Source organism: Candidatus Zixiibacteriota bacterium, from assembly GCA_040752815.1.
Taxonomy (GTDB): domain Bacteria; phylum Zixibacteria; class MSB-5A5; order GN15; family FEB-12; genus JAGGTI01.
This window is the reverse complement of sequence record JBFMGC010000028.1, coordinates 17,308-35,958: the sequence shown is the minus strand read 5'-3', so window position 1 is coordinate 35,958 and position 18,651 is coordinate 17,308. Positions and strand designations below refer to the sequence as shown.

At 58.0% G+C, this 18,651-nt stretch carries 14 protein-coding genes; 11 read left to right on the top strand and 3 right to left on the bottom strand.

Annotated elements, in window-relative coordinates; genetic code table 11:
- Positions 1 to 216 precede the first annotated feature (216 nt).
- From AB1772_08390 to clpB, 10 genes are all read left to right on the top strand, one after another.
- The gene (locus AB1772_08390) at positions 217 to 1,341 is read left to right on the top strand and encodes a DNA repair exonuclease (GenBank protein ID MEW5796368.1); all 1,125 of its coding nucleotides are present in this window, start codon (positions 217 to 219) and stop codon (positions 1,339 to 1,341) included.
- A gap of 245 nt (positions 1,342 to 1,586) precedes the next feature.
- The gene (locus tag AB1772_08385) at positions 1,587 to 2,237 is read left to right on the top strand and encodes a hypothetical protein (GenBank protein MEW5796367.1); all 651 of its coding nucleotides are present in this window, start codon (positions 1,587 to 1,589) and stop codon (positions 2,235 to 2,237) included.
- A 56-nt stretch (positions 2,238 to 2,293) separates the two neighbouring features.
- Complete coding sequence (locus AB1772_08380; GenBank protein MEW5796366.1) at positions 2,294 to 3,067, top strand: undecaprenyl-diphosphate phosphatase; 774 nt, start codon at positions 2,294 to 2,296, stop codon at positions 3,065 to 3,067.
- Complete coding sequence (locus AB1772_08375; GenBank protein MEW5796365.1) at positions 3,068 to 4,663, top strand: HAD-IIIA family hydrolase; 1,596 nt, start codon at positions 3,068 to 3,070, stop codon at positions 4,661 to 4,663.
- 207 nt (positions 4,664 to 4,870) lie between these two features.
- Complete coding sequence (locus AB1772_08370; protein ID MEW5796364.1) at positions 4,871 to 7,618, top strand: hypothetical protein; 2,748 nt, start codon at positions 4,871 to 4,873, stop codon at positions 7,616 to 7,618.
- Entirely contained in the window at positions 7,618 to 8,808 is a 1,191-nt protein-coding gene (locus tag AB1772_08365) for a PQQ-binding-like beta-propeller repeat protein (protein ID MEW5796363.1), read from the top strand. Before AB1772_08370 ends, AB1772_08365 begins: the two co-directional genes overlap by 1 nt.
- Positions 8,753 to 10,960 (top strand): HEAT repeat domain-containing protein, encoded by a 2,208-nt coding sequence (locus AB1772_08360; GenBank protein ID MEW5796362.1) that lies wholly within the window; start codon positions 8,753 to 8,755, stop codon positions 10,958 to 10,960. Before AB1772_08365 ends, AB1772_08360 begins: the two co-directional genes overlap by 56 nt.
- Positions 10,961 to 11,307: 347 nt before the next feature.
- Positions 11,308 to 11,745, top strand: a complete 438-nt coding sequence (locus tag AB1772_08355; protein ID MEW5796361.1) for an Hsp20/alpha crystallin family protein — start codon at positions 11,308 to 11,310, stop codon at positions 11,743 to 11,745.
- 310 nt (positions 11,746 to 12,055) lie between these two features.
- Positions 12,056 to 13,018, top strand: a complete 963-nt coding sequence (locus AB1772_08350; protein ID MEW5796360.1) for a DnaJ C-terminal domain-containing protein — start codon at positions 12,056 to 12,058, stop codon at positions 13,016 to 13,018.
- A gap of 348 nt (positions 13,019 to 13,366) precedes the next feature.
- Entirely contained in the window at positions 13,367 to 15,967 is a 2,601-nt protein-coding gene (gene clpB, locus AB1772_08345) for an ATP-dependent chaperone ClpB (GenBank protein ID MEW5796359.1), read from the top strand.
- Positions 15,968 to 16,059: 92 nt separating this feature from the next.
- On the opposite strand, the gene AB1772_08340 is transcribed toward clpB, so the two are convergent.
- From AB1772_08340 to AB1772_08330, 3 genes are all read right to left on the bottom strand, one after another.
- Complete coding sequence (locus AB1772_08340; protein MEW5796358.1) at positions 16,060 to 16,281, bottom strand: hypothetical protein; 222 nt, start codon at positions 16,279 to 16,281, stop codon at positions 16,060 to 16,062.
- Positions 16,271 to 16,591 (bottom strand): hypothetical protein, encoded by a 321-nt coding sequence (locus AB1772_08335; protein ID MEW5796357.1) that lies wholly within the window; start codon positions 16,589 to 16,591, stop codon positions 16,271 to 16,273. Before AB1772_08335 ends, AB1772_08340 begins: the two co-directional genes overlap by 11 nt.
- A gap of 225 nt (positions 16,592 to 16,816) precedes the next feature.
- Positions 16,817 to 17,389: a hypothetical protein gene (locus AB1772_08330; GenBank protein MEW5796356.1), complete on the bottom strand. Its 573-nt coding sequence runs from the start codon at positions 17,387 to 17,389 to the stop codon at positions 16,817 to 16,819.
- 203 nt (positions 17,390 to 17,592) lie between these two features.
- On the opposite strand from AB1772_08330, the gene AB1772_08325 reads away from it, so the two are divergent.
- Positions 17,593 to 18,642 carry a hydroxymethylglutaryl-CoA synthase gene (locus tag AB1772_08325; GenBank protein ID MEW5796355.1) on the top strand — a complete coding sequence of 350 codons (1,050 nt, stop codon included), beginning with the start codon at positions 17,593 to 17,595 and terminating at the stop codon, positions 18,640 to 18,642.
- Positions 18,643 to 18,651 lie beyond the last annotated feature (9 nt).

Here is an 18,651-nt window from a genome sequence, read left to right as displayed (position 1 = left end):
ACGGAGACCTCCGCCGTAATTCTCCTATCTCCAATGGCGTCAGGTCACCGCCCTATTACTCCCGGTCCCCGGGAGTGGCGGGCTAAGGGCCTGACGCAACTCAAACCAAAACTTTTGGGACAGCCTCGGGAGGTCTGCCGCGCACGGATAAACTCTGGCCACAGTCTCGAATCATTGTAATTGAGCCGCCTGAGACCAGCGCATATATTCCCGCCTATGAGGATCTGCCACTTTTCGGACAGTCATCTCGGCGCGGGGGAGAGCCATCGCCGACGCGCGCCGAGCGGTCTGACCGAACGCCAGGAAGACATAATCGCTGCGTTTGTCGAGGCCGTGGATCGCATCATTGAGCTGCGCCCGGACTACTGCATTCACTCCGGTGATCTGTTTGACTCGGTCCGCCCATACAACAGCATCATGGCACGGGCGGGGCGGGAGCTTCATCGTCTGGCCGCCGAGGCCGGTATTCCGACGATTCTGATAGCGGGCAACCATGACGCACCCCGGCAACCACATGTCGGGGCTGCAGTCGAAGTGTTCAAGCAGATTCGCAATCTGTTTGTCGCGGCCTCGGGGCGACTCGAAAAGTTCCGTCTCGGGGAGGTATGTTTCCATGCCCTGCCGCACTGTCTCACGACCTCGGAGTTGAAGAAGCAGTTGGCGCTGTGCCTTCCCGATTCTGATGCGCGCTACAATGTGCTCGTCATGCACGGGGTAGCAGCCGGGATGCCGGAATTCTCGATGGCCGATCTGGGCGAGCAAGAGTTGCCGCTGGATGTGATGCAGCGTTTCAACTATACGGCTCTCGGTCATTATCACAATTTCTGTCAGGTCGGGCCGAGGGCCTGGTATGCCGGTTCGACAGAGCGACTGTCTCAGGCTGAGCGCGAAGTCGCCAAGGGGTTCGCGGTAGTTGATTTGGAGCCTTTTAATGTCGAATTCCTGCCGGTGCACAGTCGGGGCATGGTCGATTTGTCGGAAATCGATGCCTCCGGAAAGCGCGGCGATGAGGTAGCGCAACTACTGAAGGCGAGGCTTGACGAGGTAGGAGTCGGTGACAAGATCGTTCGCGTGAGAATTGCCAACGTATCGGAAGAGACGCTCAAGACGCTGCCGGCGGGAGTGCTCGCTGAGTTAAAACAGAGTGCGTATTCGCTCGATGTCCGTTTCGAGAAGAGTGCGATTGAGGGGGAAACGGCGCGATTCGGCCGCTCCGCGGTTGGGCGGCTCGATCAGAGTTTCATTCACTTTCTGGAGGCCTGCGACCTGCAGGGGTTCGACAAGGAACGCATAGTCAACGAGGCGCTGCGGTACCTGAGCGCGGGTGAACAGGCGTTGTGAGCGTCGGCTGGGCGCAGTGCTGGCGGGCGAGCCTGCCCGGGGGGGCAGATCCAGCGAGGGTTTGTCTTACGAGCCGGCAGATAAGGTCCTGCCGCGGCGGGCCGGGCACCTTACCATGTTGCGGGGTAGTGTGTTGGAGCGAGTCTGGCAGTGCCGGGGCCGCCCGCTTTTTGTTGACTTGAATGAGCGGAAATCTAACTTGGACGTACAATTGGGAAAACCGTTTGACCGCAGAGGAAATCACGATGAGAAAGTTCGCAGCCGCATTCACACTGGTGCTTGTTCTGTTTGTCACGCCCACCTATGCCGACTTCGCGGTAGGCTCGGCATTCGGCACGTTGACTACGGCCCAGGCGCTGGGTCAGGGGAAAGGGACGTTCGGATTTGGAGTGGGAATTGCCGACGCCACGTCGTTCGTGGGCACGTTCGCCTACGGGCTGTCTCAGTATTCGGATGGCCGTCTGAAATTCGGTTTGATTGATAACGACGGCGCCGACACCGAGATCACGTTCGGCGTGGATTATAAGTGGCAGTTTTGGAATCGCGGGGCCAATTCCAATCATCCGTTCGATTTCGCCACTGGCTTCATTTTCGAGTACGCTGACTTTGGCGTTACGTCGGTTCTCCAGTTCGGCGGACAGTTGATCGGTTCCTATCCGGTTGTTTTGAAGCGCGGCGGCACGATCTCTCCCTACGCCCGTTTCAATGCCCGCATTGAATGGCTTAGTTACGACCTTCCGCCAGGATGGCGCGGTGATGACTCCGATAGCAATCTCGAGGTCGGTCTCAATGGCGGTATGCAGTGGCAGATGACCTCAACGGTGGCGTCGTATATAGAGTTCCAGATCGACGGCAACAACGGCATCTTTCTGGGTATTGACTTCAACGTGATGTAGAACCGGCTCATCTCGAGCATAAAGAAGGCAGCCCCGCGTTGCGGGGCTTTTGCTTTGTGACTTATTTCGACGCGACCCTGCTGGGCGTAGTCCAGGGGCTGACCGAATTCCTGCCGGTTTCCTCGTCCGGGCACCTGGTGCTCGTGCAGGAGTACCTAAGGGTCCACGAGGCCGATCTGGCGTTTGACCTCGTGCTACATCTCGGCACCCTGGTTGCCGTGTTCATATACTTCAGAAGCGCCATTTGGCGCCTGATCCGGGCGCTTTTTGGAAGCGGTACACCCGATGACCGCAAGATGATCATCTGGCTGGTTATCGGGACCATACCGGCCGGGGTCATCGGCGTGCTGTTCGAGGAGTACTTCGAACAGGCCTTCGGCAGTCCGGTAAGCACGTCATGGGAGCTGATCGTGACGGGCTTGATCCTCCTGGCTACAAGATTCGTGCGGGCCGGACAGCGGCCCATTTCGCTCATGCCGACAATCTGGATGGGTATTGGTCAGGCGGTGGCGATCATGCCGGGAATATCCCGTTCCGGGACCACCATCGCCGCCGGCCTGTTCGCCGGGGTGAAGCCGTCGGTGGCGGCCGAGTTTTCGTTCTTATTGTCAATTCCGGCCATCGCCGGCGCGGTGCTGCTCAAGTCCGGTGAGATAGTTCGCGCACCGGCGGCACTGTACGGCCCCTACCTGGCCGGGTTTCTCTTCTCGCTCGTTTTCGGGCTGCTGTCGGTGTACGTTGTGCTGACCACCGTTAAGCGGGGCAGATTCGACTGGTTTGCCTATTACTGCTTTGCCGTCGGCGCTCTGGGGCTGTATCTTTTCCTCTAAATGCAGAGCCGCACCCTGGTAATTCGATTTGGATCACTGGGCGACGTGGTCCTAACGTCGGCGACCGTAGTCAATCTCAAGCTTGCCCATCCTGACAGCCGGATTGTCTATCTCACGCGGGAGCGCTTCCGGCCGTTAGTTGACCTTTTTTTTGGGGTCGATACGGTCGAGACCGTGCCGGATCGAATCACGGTGCGAACCCTGTTTGAGATGCTTCTCAATATCGAGGGTTCTGGTTTCGAACAGGTAGTGGATCTGCACGGCAACCTGCGATCGTGGTTTGCGCGCTCGGTATTGAGAACTAATAGCATTTACACATATCCGAAGAGACGTTGGGAGAGGTGGGTACTCACACGCAGGAAGAAGACCCTACCGTCAGAATATCCGCATACGATTGATTTGTACAATGACGTTCTGATCCGGCAGGATAAACGCGCGCCGTGTGACCGGCCGCTCATGGCCGCCCCGCCGCTGGCACCAGATCTTGCAGCAGTTGTAGACACAGGTCGCCCGGTTGTTCTAATCGCTCCGGGCGCGGCGCACCCCACCAAAGCCTGGCCGGTGGAGCGCTTCGCCGAAGTAGCGCGCCAGTTACAGGTCGCGAAATCGGTAAGTATCGTGTGGGCTGTTACATCGTCGGAGAGGTCCGCTTACGGTGCGCCGAATGACTTGCGGCAACGGGGCCTCACCGAACTTGTTGATTGTCCCCTCGATCAGCTCGCGGCGATAGTGTCGCGGGTCGCCCTGGTCATATGCAACGATTCGGGGGTCGGGCATATCGGTTCCGCGGTGGGAACACCGGTTCTCGCCCTGTTTGGACCGACCCACCCGGTGCTTGGTTTTGCGCCGCGCGGGCTGCGTGATCGGATCATGCAGGTGGACGAGTTCTGCCGCCCCTGCTCGCGCCATGGGAAGAAACCCTGCTGGCGCGAGGAGCGTTACTGTTTCACGAAACTAACATCCGAGAGCGTGGCGGGAGTTGCGGTTGAAATGCTCGACGAGACAGCCCGACTGACGCCTTGTTTGTTTGTTGATCGCGACGGGACCCTAATCCACAACAAGCATTATCTCGCCGATCCCGAGGGCGTGGAGCTTATCGACGGCGTACCGGAGGCGCTGCGTCAGGCGCGACAGCTTGGCTACAAAGTCGTCGTAGTTTCGAACCAGTCAGGGGTCGCTCGGGGACTGCATACTATCGACGATGTTGAGCGTGTCAATGCCCGTGTGCGCGAGCAGTTGCGTGATCGCGGCGCTGATTTTGACGCCATCTATTATTGCCCGCATCATAGTTCGAAGAGCCGGCCGGCTTCGATGAACCAGTCCTGTCGCTGCCGGAAACCGTCGCCCGGCATGGCCGAACAGGCCGCTCTGGAGCTCGGGCTCGATCTGCGGCGCTCGGTGGTAATCGGTGATTCCGTACCTGACATTGCCCTGGCGCGGGTAATCGGTGCGCGGCCGATACTAGTGCGGACCGGTTACGGCGCGACAGTTGAAACAAGACGGCCGGATCGCCTGCGCGGGTTTGGTGTCGACGTGGCCGACGATCTTGCGGCGGCCGTCAGGTTACTTCTGCAAGGAGAGACGGCTTTGTCCTGAATGAGGGCGCGAACGCCGGCTCATGCCTGCCGATATATCGGTAATGAGGCACTGGCAGCAGTGACGGTAAACAGGTGTCGGAACCGGTTCGTCTTACGGTTTGTTGAGGACGTATAGCCGCGGGACGACGGACTTTCTGCTATGGTCGTTCAATTAAGATCCTGCCGGACAATCTCCCAGGTTGTCATTACCCTTCTGGCGGCAAGTTTGACTTGTCTGCTGCCGGTTCCTGCGTCTGCGCAGTTCTATTTCGGCAAGAACAAGGTTCAGTATACCGATTTTGACTGGCAGGTGATGACCACCGACCACTTCCATATTTATTTCTACGCCGAGGAGACCGAAATCGCCCAGGTGGCGGCCCGAATTGCCGAGGACAGCTATCCGAAACTGGCGGCGCGCTTCAATCTCGAAATCAAGCGCAACATTCCGCTGATCATTTACTCGTCACCGATGTACTTTTCACAGACTAATATAGTCCCCGGGCTGCTTCCCGAATCAGTGGCCGGGTTCACCGAGTTTCTGAAGGGACGGGTGGTTGTTCCTTTCCACGGGTCGTATTTCGATTTCGAGCATGTCATCGTGCATGAACTGGTGCACGTGTTCACGCTGGCCAAGCTCGACGAAATCACCCGCCGCCAGAGCGTAATCCGCTTTACCGGTCTTCCCCTCTGGTTCACCGAGGGCCTGGCCGAGCACTGGTCCGAGGAGTGGGACACGGAAGCCGACATGATCGTCAAGGACATGGTCCTCCGCGGCGATATCCTTCCCATAACCGAGTTCTGGAAGATTCAGGGTACGTACTTCATGTACAAGCTCGGCCAGTCGGTGTGTAAGTTTATAAGTGAAGAGTACGGCCCCGAGAAACTGCTTTTGGTTTTCGAGAACTGGACCAAGGGCCGCAGTTTCGAGGAGGTTCTGCACCTGACCCTGGGTCGACCGATCGATAAAGCCTCCGACGAGTGGCAGTACTGGCTCAAGAAGAAGTACTTCCCCGAGATCGCCGAACTCGGCCTGCCCCGCATGGAGTCGGAACAGCTTACCTTCGACGGTTATTCCGTCAAAGGGGTGCCGATTACGTGGGATGACGGCTCCGGCAAGCGCGACTGGATCGTCTTCATGGCCTACCGTCGCGGCTACACCGGCATCTACATGAAGCCCCGACACTCCAACGGTGACGAGTTGCGCACGCTGGTCAAAGGCGAGCGATCCAGTCGTTTCGAGTCGCTGCACTTACTGCGGTCCGGGATCGATTCTAACCGCGACGGATTGATCGCCTTTTCGTCCAAATCACAGGAGCAGGATGTCATTTACACTTATAGTCTGGCCGAGGGCCGGATCGTGGGCGAGTACCGCCTCGGCGAGCTGATTGCCGCCCGCTCGCCGAGATTCTCTCCGGACGGAAAACGAATCGTCTTCAGCGGCATTCGCAGGAGCGGCTACACGGATGTCTACTTGCTGAATCTGGCTGACAGATCACTGACAGCCGTTACCCATGACATCTATCATGACATTGATCCGGTCTTTTCACTTGATGGATCGGCCATCATCTTTGCATCGGATCGGTGTGACCGCGGCGCCGTCGGAGCGACAAATCTGTTTGAGGTCTTCCTCGAAGACCCGACCGAGATTCACCAGCTTACCTGGGGAGATTTTCACGATCAGACACCCGATATCACCCGGCGAGGGACCTTCTTCGCATCGAACCGCGGCGGAGCATACAATCTCTTTCTGCTGGATTCATCGGGGGCGATTACCCGGCAATCAGCCGTTGCGACCGGCTCGTTCGATCCGAGGATGACTGCCGATGGGAAACATCTCGTATACACCGGTTACGAAGACTTTCAATTTCGTGTGTACGAGATGAAGCTCAGGGACAGCACGCCGCCCGTGGCAAATACCGCCGCGCTTGCTCACTCTGCCTGGGCGCCGCGCCAGATTGACCGAGGAGTGAGCAAATCGACGGTCAAGTACGAGACCGACTATTCGTTTGACATTGCCCAATCGACCATCGCCTATGATCCGATATATGGATCGGCCGGCGGATTGCAGGCGTCGTTTTCCGACATCCTCGGCAATCATGCTTATTACTTCCTGCTGACCAACACGGCGGAAACCAAAGACGATCTGCTGGAGTCATTCAACTTGGGGGTTACGTATGTCAATCGGGCGCACCGTCTCAATTGGGGCACCGGGCTGTTCCATCTCTACGACGAGTATTATGATCGCAAGGATCTCTACTACTTCAGACGCCAGGCCGGTGCCCTTGGGTTCTTCAGCTATCCGGTGTCCAAATTCAGCCGGTTCGATTTGACCAGTTTCGTTCGTTATGACAAAAAGGACCGCAGGTTTGGTCTGGAGGATCGGGAAGGGTTTCTGGTTTCGTCCTTCGTCAGTTGGGTCTATGATAACTCCATCTGGGATATTAGCGGGCCTATCGAAGGACGGCGCTATAATCTTTCTGCGGGCATATCTCAGTCGCTCACTCACGGCCGGGCATGGAACCGGATCGCTCTGGCCGATATCCGTCACTATCTGCGGCTGGGCGCTAATTCGGCCATTGCCCAGAGGCTGTTCGGATTCACGTCTGGTGGTCTTGAGCCGCAGCGGATTTATTTCGGGGGAAGCTGGACCTTCCGAGGGTTCGACCGTCGCGAATTCTACACCCGCAAAGTAATCTTCGCGTCTCATGAGCTTCGCTTTCCACTGATAGACGATCTTCTGATCGGCCTGCCATTCGGCGATATCGGCTTCCGGGGCATACGCGGGGCGCTTTTCTTTGATCTCGGTTCGGCCTGGGACGATGACTTTGACGAACTGCTCGGTTCGTACGGCTTTGGCTTTAGAGTGAATCTGGGCTACGTAGTGCTGCTTCGCTTTGATTTCGCGCGCACCACCGATTTTGAGACAACCAGTCCCGGCTTCGATTTCGACTTTTTCTTCGGGTGGAATTTCTGATGAGTCGAGCGCTCACAGTATCGATTGTCCTAATAGTCGGGCTGGCCTTGATCGTCGCCTCGTGCGGGCGGGTCATGCGGCTTGAGCGCGAGCGAATCTCTGCCGAAGGATATGCCATTTCGCGAGGCACGGCGGCTCAGCTTGGGGCCGATGACCGTGCCGAATTCGGCGGGCGCTTGAGTTTGCTCTGGTCAGAGGGGCTGTCAGGGAAGCCGGCGGGGCCGCTGGCGATCCATAATGATCTCATAATCTTCCCGGAAAGTAAGAAGAAGATACGGTTTTTTGAAGTTGCAAGCGGCGATCAACCGGGGCGGTGGCGCGCCAATGGTGTACCTCAGACGGGTGTCGCGGTGGCTGACAGTCTGGCTATCTATGGTGTTTCTCCGCGCAAGGATTTCCTGAGGGCAGTTGATTTCCTGACCGGCAAGCGCCTTTGGCAGAGGAACGTCAAGGATGTCCGCCCTGGGCCGATAATAGTGGGTAACCGCCTTATCGTGAGTTCCGCAGACGGCCGTGTGCTGGCTTTGGAGCTTGGCGATGGTGAAACGGCCTGGGAGACGCGGCCCGAATGGCGGCCGTCAGCGGCAGCCAGTTACGGCCACGGGCGGATTTTTCAGCCCTGCGATCGCGGACGGCTGTACGCATTGTCGGCCGACAGTGGTCGAGAGCTTTACGAAGTTCGGGTGGACGGCCCCCTGGTCAGCCCAGTTGCGGTGGGCGATCTGATTTATGCCGCAGTGATGACCGGCCAGGTATATGGGGTGGACCCGGACGACGGTCGCGTTGTTTGGCAGTCCGAGATCGGCGGCCCGACTTGGACCAGCCCCGCGGTTTGCAACGGCAGGCTATTTGTAGGCCACAGCGGCGGCGAACTGGTGGCGCTGGACGCTGCCGACGGACAAATCTTGTGGCGGCACGCCACCGGACACGTCATTCGGGCATCGGCGCTCGCTGTGGGCGACAAGGTCGTTTTCGGCACCATGACCGGACAGTTGTTTGTGCTGAAAGCCGAGGACGGCGCCGTAGTCGATTCGACTACCCTCTCGGGAGCTATTGAGGTTCCACCGGTCACTGATGGCAGGCGGTTGTTTGTAGCCACGCAGGCAGGCAAGATCTACTGTTTTGGAGACGTCCATGAGCAAGCCGTCGCTGCCGATCAGAGAATCGATGTTGGGCTTCAATCTCAATGAAGAAGCCCACAACTTTGTCCGTGAAATGGCCATGGCCTGCCGCAAGGCGGCGATCTACGGCACCGGCCATCCGCTCGCGCTGAAGTCGGTCGAGAGGCCGTTCTTTGTCCTCAGTGCGATCCTTCGCTACAAGATTTTCGTTAACCTGAATGTCCGTCGCGGTGAGCTCTTCCTGCTCAACCTGCGTCTAAAGGACTCGCCGTTCAACGCGCAGATTCTCCAATTCCTGCAACTGCTTGATATCAATGCCGTTCTGTTCGACCGCCGCATGAGGGTGAACGACTTCAGTTTCTTCGTGCAGACCATGGTCGACCGCCAGTCGCACTACGACTCGAATTTCAGCCTGGCCGACGAGCTCGTTAAGCGGCAGATCGACACGATTCAGCTCAACACGGAACAGGCGTACGAGCTATTCGAGAATCGCAGGCAGTACCGGGGAGATGTCGACGGGGACTTTTCGGTACGCCGCTTGGCGATGGACCAGCTCGGTGATGACCCGATCAGGCTGGCGCGAATCCGGAATGTCAACGAGCAAGGGCTGCTCGACTTGGGGATAGACTTCGATCCCGCGGTGGTCGCGTTTCTTCTGCCTGAACGAGTGGCGGCAATCGATGCCATGGCCTTCCGCCGTGTGCTCACGGAACTGGCCGCGCAGATTAGTTCCGCCGGTTCCGGCCCTAAGCCCGCACATGACGCCACGGTCGATTACATGTCGCTTTTCAAGCTGGTTGAGCTTCATCCGGAGAAGAAACGGATAGTCGAGAATCTCGATGACCGGCGCGAGACGTCGGAGCATCGCGGCGACGGCCTCACTGAGACCGGGGCGATCAAGATTCAGACCAGCGCGCAGATCGATCAGTTGTTCGAACGTCAGTTTTCCATGCAGCCCGCCGAGGGCGACAATGAAGCATTCGTCGATGCCTTTGCGCGTCTGCTCAAGACCGGCCAGCAGACCAAGGCAGCGGAGATTGTCAGCCGCCTGATCGATCTCATGAGCGCCCCGGAACCGGAGTACCGCCAGCGCGCACTCAATCTGCTCGGCCTGGCCACTCCGCAGTTGACTCAGGCTGTCAACACGGTGGTACTGGAAGCGGCAATTCTTGACGTGGTCATGCGCCTTCAGACCAAGAGCGAGACCTACGAGTACTCGGAATTCCTCTGGCAAGTCTTCGCCGCGTGTCAGGGAGCCGGCCGCTACGATCTGGCCGCAAAGCTGACCAAGGCGATGGCGGCTCGCCGAAGCACCGATGAGAATGTCACGATCTACGACTCTATGGCGATCAAAAAAGGGTTCGAGAATATCGGCCGCAAGAAGACCATCGATGCCCTCGTTCGCGAGCTAATCGGCGCCGGCGGCGAGACCGCCGTCTATTTGAAAGAAATACTGGTGGCAATCGGATCGGAGGAGATCGCGCTCGCTCTCAGCCAGATCATCTCCCATCCGCAGCGTTCGGTGCGCCAATTGACGCTGAGAATCCTCGCTGACCTGGGCAAAGCCTCATTGAAAGTCTTCTCCCGGATTCTAAACGATGACAAGATGTTCGTGCGCGATCCCCAGCGCCACGAGCTGCCCGACGAGAAATGGTATGTCGTACGCAACTCGATATTCGTGTTCGGCTCTCTACGCGACCCGCAGGGAGTGGGGCCGCTGCGGGCGCGAATCGACGACACCGACATACGGGTGCGCCGCGAGATTGTCGGCGCGCTGGAAAAGATCGGTGGGGAAGAAGCTATCGATTGCCTGACACTGATGGCCGAGGATCCGATCAACGAAGTCCGCGACGCGGCCATCATAGCCATCGGCCTGGTGGGAAGGCCGGAATCGGCCCCGGTCCTCATAGATATTGCCCGCCGTGACCCGCGCAATTCGATTAAGGCAGTCACCGCGCTGGGCAAACTGGGCGGCAGTGAGGCGCACGAGTTCCTCGGCCGACTCCTTAACGATCCTCAACTGGGCGGCGAACTGACTCACGGCGTGGTTTCCAAAGACGAACTGCGTGTGGCGGCGGTCAGGGCGCTGGGGCAGATCGGCAGACCGGAGGCAATTGAACACATCCGTCAATTTCGTGACAGCCAGTCAGCCACGCAGAAGATTCTCTTCAAAAACTCGGCAGTGAACAAAGCGATATCCGAAGTACTCTTGAAGCATTAGCCCACCAGTTGGTGTCGGACGTCCCTGTCGGGCATATAGGTCCGTGTTTTGTGCTGTCGGGCGATTCTGCCCGACAGCGTCATCTCAGTCAGCCAAAGAGCAAGTCCGACACTGCCGTATCGGCATACGTACTGTCATTGTGGCCGTATACATCACGCCATTTTGGCGCATAAGTAAGCCATAATGGCACATCGCCCATTCCCCACTGGTCGACGTGATTCATAACATTGGGTCGTTCTTGGCCTTACAGAAGTTGGCACGCCACTTGATCCAACGTCGAGCAGAGAAAAAGGACAAGGTAGAGAAAAGCCAACGTAAGGTAACAATAAGAAAGTGAGGTTTCCAACATGACGTACCTAACTGTAAGACCGAGGAGAGATCCCTGGACCACCGAGATTGACAACTGGTTCGAAGATTTCTTCCACTGGCCGATTCGGATGCGCGACCATCAGGACGGCTTCCTGCCGAGGGTGAATGTCGCCGAGACCAATGACGAGGTCCGCCTGACGTTCGAACTTCCCGGCATGGACAAGAAGGACATCAAGGTCACGGTCCAGGACGGCGTTCTGACGGTCTCCGGCAAGCGCGAGCTAAAGAACGAGTCCAAGGGTGACAGTGTCGTGAGGCGCGAGATTCGCTCGGGCGAGTTCAGCCGCTCGTTCACGATTCCGGACACGGTCAACAGCGACAAGATCGCAGCGGACTACACCAACGGTCTTCTGGAGATCAGGCTGGCCAAGCTGGAAGAGGTCAAACCGAAGGAAATCGAGGTCAAGGTCTCCTAAGTGACGTGAGACAATGTTCCTCCATGCTCGGAAGTGGAAGGGCTGGCCGCCTGGCGGTTGGCCCTTTGTCATGCTGAGAAGCAGTGGCGTGAACATGGTGCCGACGGGCGGGTCCGCTTCGAACCTGCCCTAGAGCGGCAGATTTGGGCATCTGCGGGGCACGGTAATGGGGCAGACGAGGACCCCGGATCAAGTCCGGGGCAAGCTCTGTTGCCCACTATACCAACCGTAGGGGTGACATGGAAGACTATGTCGGGTTTCGCGCTCAATTGGACAATGCGCGGAACCCGACATACGAGGGCGAAAACCGATGAACAAAGACTTCTACAAAGTACTCGGCGTGAGCGAGGACGCCTCCAAGGAGCAAATCCGCAAGGTCTACCGCCAACTGGCCAAGAAGTATCATCCCGATCGCAACAAAGGCGACAAGACGGCTGAGGCGAAATTCAAGGAGCTGCAGGAAGCGTACGCGGTGCTTTCCGACGACAAACAACGCGAACAGTACGACCTGATGCGCAAGTACGGCGATTTTGCCGGCGCGGGTCAGTCTGGGTACGGCCCAGGCGGCATGGGCGGATTCGATTTCTCGGAGCTGTTTCGAGGCGGCGGGGAGGGTTCCGGCAGTCGCGTGTTCCGCTTTGGCAGGCCGGGGAATCGCCAGAGGGCGGAAGACCTCGGCGATCTGTTTGAGTCGTTTTTCGGTGGGCGTGGGGAGGCTGACGACGGCGAAGCTGTCGAGGATATACTTGCCGACCGCAACACCGGTCGTACCCAGAGGGGTGCTGATGTAGCGACTACTATCGCTATCCCCTTCATGGATTCGGCCACGGGGGTCACAAAGAGTTTGCGTATAGCGGGGGGAAACAAGACCATACGGGTGAAAATCCCGGCCGGGATCGAGGACGGTGGCAGAATCCGCCTGAAGGGCCAGGGGCGGCCCGGGCTCTACGGCGGTCGTAACGGCGACCTGATAATTACGGTGAGAGTCATGCCGGATCAGTATTTCCGACGCGAGGGCAACGACATTCACACGACCGTTGAAGTGTCGTTTATCGAGGCGATCAAGGGTTGCAAGCGCGAGGTGCGCACGCTGACTCGTACGGTGTCTTTGACCATTCCACCCGGCACGCAGCCGGGGACGAGACTTCGGCTGAAGGGCATGGGCCTGGATGTCGGCGGCCAGACCGGCGACCAGTATGTCGAGGTGAAGGTGACGCTGCCGACGACACTGACGGAGAAACAGAGGCGGTTGATAGAGGAGTGGGAGGAGTAAGAGGAGTGGGAGGAGTGAGCAGGCAACTATTAGCGCGAAAGGCATAGGGCAGAACCCTCGGCCGCTTCGGCCGAGTGGTTCTGCCGAACTGGACGGAACGTCAAGTTCCGTCATTCCCGCGGCGGCGGGAATCCAGACAAGACGGAAGTTCAGAGATGTCTATTTTTCGATGAGACCTGATTCACGAGCGACGTGCAGACGATCAAACGTACTGCCTACGCGAGCTTGTCTGGACACCTGCCTCCGCAGGTGTGACGGCCTTGCCGGCCGTCGGTACAAGAATGTCGGGTTTGGCGCTCAAGTAATCAAAGCGCCGAACCCGACCTACGAAGAAACTGTGATGCGACTATGAACTTTAACAGATACACACAGAAATCAATCGATGCCATCAGCGAGGCGCAGCGGATGGCGCAAGAGGCGGAACATCCGCAAGTGACGCCCGAGCATCTGCTCATGGCGCTGCTCAAGCAGGAAGGCGGCCTCGTGCCGCAGGTAATCAAAAAGGTCGGTGCGGATCCGAATGCGATCGGTTCGACGGTCGAGGAAGGGCTGGCATCATTGCCCAAGCAATCGGGTGGGCAGCTCTATCCGTCGAACGAGTTCAGCCAGATCATGCTGAAGGCTGAGTCTGAGCTAAAACAGTTCAGGGATGAGTATGTCTCGGTCGAACATCTGCTTTTGGCAATGCTCGAGGTCAAGTGCAGGGCGTCCGGGGCGCTCAAAGGGGCGGGTGTCAAACGAAGTGAGCTGCTCGAGGCGCTGGCATCGATCAGGGGGAAGACAAGGGTCACTGATGCCGATCCCGAAACGAAGTACGGCGCGCTCGAAAAGTACACGCGCGATTTGACTGCGACGGCCCGTGAGGGGAAACTCGATCCCGTGATCGGCCGCGATGACGAGATAAGGCGGATTATCAAGATTCTCTCGCGTCGCACCAAGAACAATCCGGTGCTGATCGGCGAGCCGGGTACCGGCAAAACGGCGGTGGTCGAGGGGCTGGCGCAGAAGATTGCGATCGGCGAAGTGCCGGAGACGCTCAAGGACCGCCAACTTGTGGCGCTGGACCTGGGCGCGATGATCGCCGGTTCCAAGTTCCGGGGCGAATTCGAGGAGCGGCTCAAGGCAATCTTGAAGGAAGTGGAGGAATCGGACGGGCGCATTATCGTCTTCATCGACGAGATGCACACGATTGTCGGCGCGGGGGCGGCCGAAGGCGCCATGGATGCGTCGAACATGCTCAAACCGGCCCTCGCGCGCGGCGCAATCAGGTTTATCGGAGCGACCACGCTCGATGAGTACCGCAAGCATGTCGAGAAGGACGCCGCGCTGGAGCGGAGGTTCGCGCCGGTACTGATTGAACCGCCCACGGTCGAGGACACCGTATCGATTCTGCGCGGCCTGCGTGAGCGGTACGAAGTATTTCATGGCATCAAAATCTCGGACGCGGCGATTGTCGCGGCAGCCCGGCTGTCGGACAGGTACATCGCGGATCGGTTTCTGCCGGACAAGGCGATCGACCTGGTCGATGAGGCCGCCGCGGAGCTGCGCATAAGTATTGACTCGATGCCGGAAGAGCTTGATTCGGTGGAGAAACGGATTCGTCAGCTCGAAATCGAAAAAGAAGGGGTGAAGCGTGAAGCCGACGCCGAAGAACGCCTCAGACCGATCGAGGAGGAGCTAAAGGAACTGTACGCCCAGCGCGACGATCTGACAACCCAGTGGGAAAACGAGAAGGCGACGGTCCAATCGATCCGCACGGTGAAGTCTGAGATCGAGGATCTGAAACGAAAGGTAGCGGAGGCGGAGCGGGCGGCCAACTATGAACAGGCGGCCCGTCTCAAGTACGGTGACCTCACAGACGCACAGAAGAAGCTCCAGTTTTTGACTCATTCACTGACGGCGATTCAGGAAAAGCGACAACTGCTCAAAGAAGTGGTCGACGCCGACGATGTCGCTGAGGTGGTGTCGAAATGGACCGGCATCCCCGTAACGCGGCTGTCGGAATCCGAGCAGGAGAAGTTGCTGCGCCTGGAAATCGAGTTGCACAAGCGGGTGATCGGGCAGGATGAAGCGGTTGCGGCGGTCTCTAACGCCATTCGCCAGTCGCGGGCCGGGCTGTCCGATCCGAATCGGCCGATCGGATCGTTCATATTCCTCGGTCCGACCGGTGTGGGGAAGACCGAGCTGGCGCGGGCGGTGGCCGAGTTCCTCTACGGTTCCGAGCAGGCAATCATTCGCATCGACATGTCCGAGTACATGGAAAAGCACGCTGTTTCGCGGCTGATCGGCGCGCCTCCGGGGTATGTCGGCTACGATGAAGGCGGACAGTTGACCGAAGCGGTGCGGCGTCGACCCTACGCGGTCGTATTGCTGGACGAGATCGAAAAGGCACACCCCGAGGTGTTCAACATCTTGCTGCAGGTGCTCGACGACGGCCGTTTGACTGACAACAAGGGGCGCACGGTGTCGTTTAAGAACGCCATCCTGATTATGACATCGAATGTCGCGGCGGAATATGTACAGCAAGAATCGGCCAACCTGGGCGAGTTCAATCGCGATGTCATCTACGAGAACATGCGCAAGACGGTGCTGGAAACGCTGCGTCGGACCATGCGCCCGGAATTCCTGAATCGGGTCGACGAGTCAATCGTGTTTGCTGCTCTGACAATGGGCGAAATCCAGGATATCGTCCGCCTCCAGTTGAAACATCTCGAAAAGCTGCTTACTGAAAAGGACATCGGTCTGAATGTCGGCGACGATGCGGTGACCTACATTGCCGAGACGGCGTTCGACTCGAGTTTCGGCGCCAGGCCGATCAAGCGGTTCATCAGCAAGCAGCTCACCCAAAAGATCGCACAGATGCTGCTGTCGGGTGAACTGACGCCGGGGCAGACATTGAACATCGGGCATAACCGCACCAGCGGCTTGGTTATGTCCCCCGCATTGTAGGCCGGGACCTTGAGGGTCCCGACGCGGTGTTGGGATAATGACTGTCCCAACCTGTCTGTGCGTGGTGGACGGAGACGTCCACCACGGCATAACTACTTCTGTTTGAGCTGGTCCCGAATTTGCCGCAGCAATAGGGCCATTACGAATATCACGAGGATGGCGGCGAACTCCAGGAGTCGGCCCGGCTGGTACGGCAGCCAGGTCATGCGATAGCCGAACCATCCCAGAACCCAATCCCAAACTGCAAGAAGCAGCAGAATGCCGGCGGCGAAGAAAAAGAGCCGGCTAACCAGGCTGTAGTAACTACTCTTCATTGTCGCCTACCTCCCCCTGCATAGCCGGGGCTCTGTTGATGGTTTTGATCTGCTTGTGCATAATGTTCCGAGCCATATTAATTCTCACGATGCGGATTGTCCCGGCGTCATCCTGAAACCAAAGCTGCTGCCAGCCGAGATATTCCGGCATGACTGTCACTGCCTCGAGGTCACCGTAGGATGCCGGGATTTCTGTCAGCGGCACCATTAGTTCGTTGCTGGCGTCGGCATCGGCAGTTCGCTTCTCACAGGAACTCCCGAAAACGGCCAGCAGAGCACACACAAAAAGCACGGCGGAAAGATTTTTCATCAAAACCTCCTTATGTAAGTTACCCTGCCTGCTACACTTTGGCAAATCAGACATTTGCGAATCGAGTTGAACGCTACCCCATTATGGATTCTGCCGCCGATTAAAGCAAGCAAAAACCGAACCCTCGGGGCGGTCACGCGATACCTGAGGTGATACGCAGGATAATACTGGAATTATGGATAAATGGACGACACGACCGGAGGCCGGCTCCCGGCGCGGAAGGGCCTATTTTCGGCCCAGCTCGCCGATAGGCATGATTTTCAGCCGTCTCAGGCATTGGACGAAGGCATCCTCGGCCTTGATCCGGGTCATGCGGTCGCTGATGACCAGTTCGAACACGAGCATTTCGGTGCGGCCGTCGACATATGCGATCATCACGTTGGGGATGAAACGAGTCGTGTCGTTTATGAAAAAGGTCGGTAAAAGCTGCCCGGTTGCGGCCCTGACCGAGTCAATCGGCCAAATGGCGACCCTGGGACCGTAGTGGTCGCGAAGCGCGACCGTATCCTGCCTCAAAACCTCCGAGAACTTCAGGCCGCGGATTTTGAATATGTTCACGCCGATAAGGAGATCAGCGTCTTCGTACGCCTGAGCCTCGGGGATAAACCCGAAGGAATACCCGTCCGCAGTGGCCTCCTGTTCGACCATCCGGCATTGGTCCGGCGGATAAACCACATAACTGAGCGTCTCGCCCTTGTAGAAGGCGGTGTTGCTGTCGACTTTGATCTCGGTGGCTGCGCCAGCCGGCGACCAGAGCGCCAGTGTCAGGCCGGCAACCAAAAGGGCATGTGATCTCATATTCTCACAATATCGACCCCGTTGGGTTACCCCTTTGGCTGAGAATTCCAAAGTCACGGGCCGGAGCCGAAGCCTGTTCAAAATCCGGCCTTGGCGGCCTTTACATCCCTCGAAAATCCCCGTATAATCCCGCCCGATTGCTTAGAACTATGGCTGGAATGGACTGTTTCGAGATAAGAAAGAACTATTAACCGAGGTACAAAATGGCAGGAATTGTTGGCTACGGCGCTCATTTGCCGAGGCACCGTATCAAAGTTGAAGAAATCGCCAAGGTCTGGGGAGCCGACGCGCCCAGCTACAAAAAAGGGCTAATACTGCGCGAAAAATCGGTTCCACCCCCGGACATGGATACTATAACTCTGTCGGTTGAGGCGGCTCGGAACGCTTTTAAGCGGGCGGGGAATATTGACCGGTCAAAAGTCGGCGCGATTTATATCGGCTCCGAGTCCCACCCGTACGCGGTGAAACCGTCGGGGACAGTGGTGGGTGAGGCGATGGGGATTTTCAACGATTGCCACTGTGCCGATTTCGAGTTCGCCTGCAAGGCCGGCTCCGAGGCGATGTTTGTGGCGCTCTCGCATGTCAAGGCGGGCGAGATGAAATACGCCCTCGCGATAGCCGCGGATACGTCGCAAGGGGCCCCGTCGGACGCACTCGAATTCTCAGCGGCGGCCGGCGCAGCAGCGTTTATCATGGGTACCGAGAACCTGGTCGCCGAGTGCCTTTTCACCCATTCCTGGATGCAGGACATGCCCGATTTTTGGCGCCGGGAACACGAGTTCTATCCCCAGCATGGGGGCCGATTCACGGGCGAGGAGGCGTATTTCTCCACCACGCGCGGCGCGTCGGAGGCGATCTTGAAGAAGTCCGGCATGAAGCCGTCGGATTTCAAATACGCCGTCTTCCACCAGCCGAATGGCAAGTTTCCGCAGCGAATCGCGTTCGAGCTGGGATTCACTCAGGAACAGATCGATCCGGGTTGGCTGGCGCCAAGGCTGGGCAATACGTACTCCGGGGCATCGCCGATTGGTCTGACGGGCTGTCTCGATGTCGCCAAGGAGGGCGATCTGATTTTCATGTGCTCGTACGGTTCCGGGTCGGGATCGGACGCGTTCATCTGGAAAGTCACCGACCGGATTGACAAAGTCCGCGACCTGGCCGTGCGCACGCATAAGCTGCTGGACGAGAATCTGGCGTATGTTGAATACGGCACCTATGCCAAGTTCCGGCACAAAATCATCAAGAACAAGTAGGAGATGGGA

What these genes read in the sequence shown, in the direction of transcription:
- clpB (MEW5796359.1), top strand. Translation starts at nt 13,367, where the DNA reads ATGAACTTTAACAGATACACACAGAAATCAATCGATGCCATCAGCGAG.
- AB1772_08375 (MEW5796365.1), top strand. Translation starts at nt 3,068, where the DNA reads ATGCAGAGCCGCACCCTGGTAATTCGATTTGGATCACTGGGCGACGTG.
- AB1772_08390 (MEW5796368.1), top strand. Translation starts at nt 217, where the DNA reads ATGAGGATCTGCCACTTTTCGGACAGTCATCTCGGCGCGGGGGAGAGC.
- AB1772_08325 (MEW5796355.1), top strand. Translation starts at nt 17,593, where the DNA reads ATGGCAGGAATTGTTGGCTACGGCGCTCATTTGCCGAGGCACCGTATC.
- AB1772_08335 (MEW5796357.1), bottom strand. Translation starts at nt 16,591, where the DNA reads ATGAAAAATCTTTCCGCCGTGCTTTTTGTGTGTGCTCTGCTGGCCGTT.
- AB1772_08360 (MEW5796362.1), top strand. Translation starts at nt 8,753, where the DNA reads ATGAGCAAGCCGTCGCTGCCGATCAGAGAATCGATGTTGGGCTTCAAT.
- AB1772_08385 (MEW5796367.1), top strand. Translation starts at nt 1,587, where the DNA reads ATGAGAAAGTTCGCAGCCGCATTCACACTGGTGCTTGTTCTGTTTGTC.
- AB1772_08340 (MEW5796358.1), bottom strand. Translation starts at nt 16,281, where the DNA reads ATGAAGAGTAGTTACTACAGCCTGGTTAGCCGGCTCTTTTTCTTCGCC.
- AB1772_08355 (MEW5796361.1), top strand. Translation starts at nt 11,308, where the DNA reads ATGACGTACCTAACTGTAAGACCGAGGAGAGATCCCTGGACCACCGAG.
- AB1772_08365 (MEW5796363.1), top strand. Translation starts at nt 7,618, where the DNA reads ATGAGTCGAGCGCTCACAGTATCGATTGTCCTAATAGTCGGGCTGGCC.
- AB1772_08350 (MEW5796360.1), top strand. Translation starts at nt 12,056, where the DNA reads ATGAACAAAGACTTCTACAAAGTACTCGGCGTGAGCGAGGACGCCTCC.
- AB1772_08330 (MEW5796356.1), bottom strand. Translation starts at nt 17,389, where the DNA reads ATGAGATCACATGCCCTTTTGGTTGCCGGCCTGACACTGGCGCTCTGG.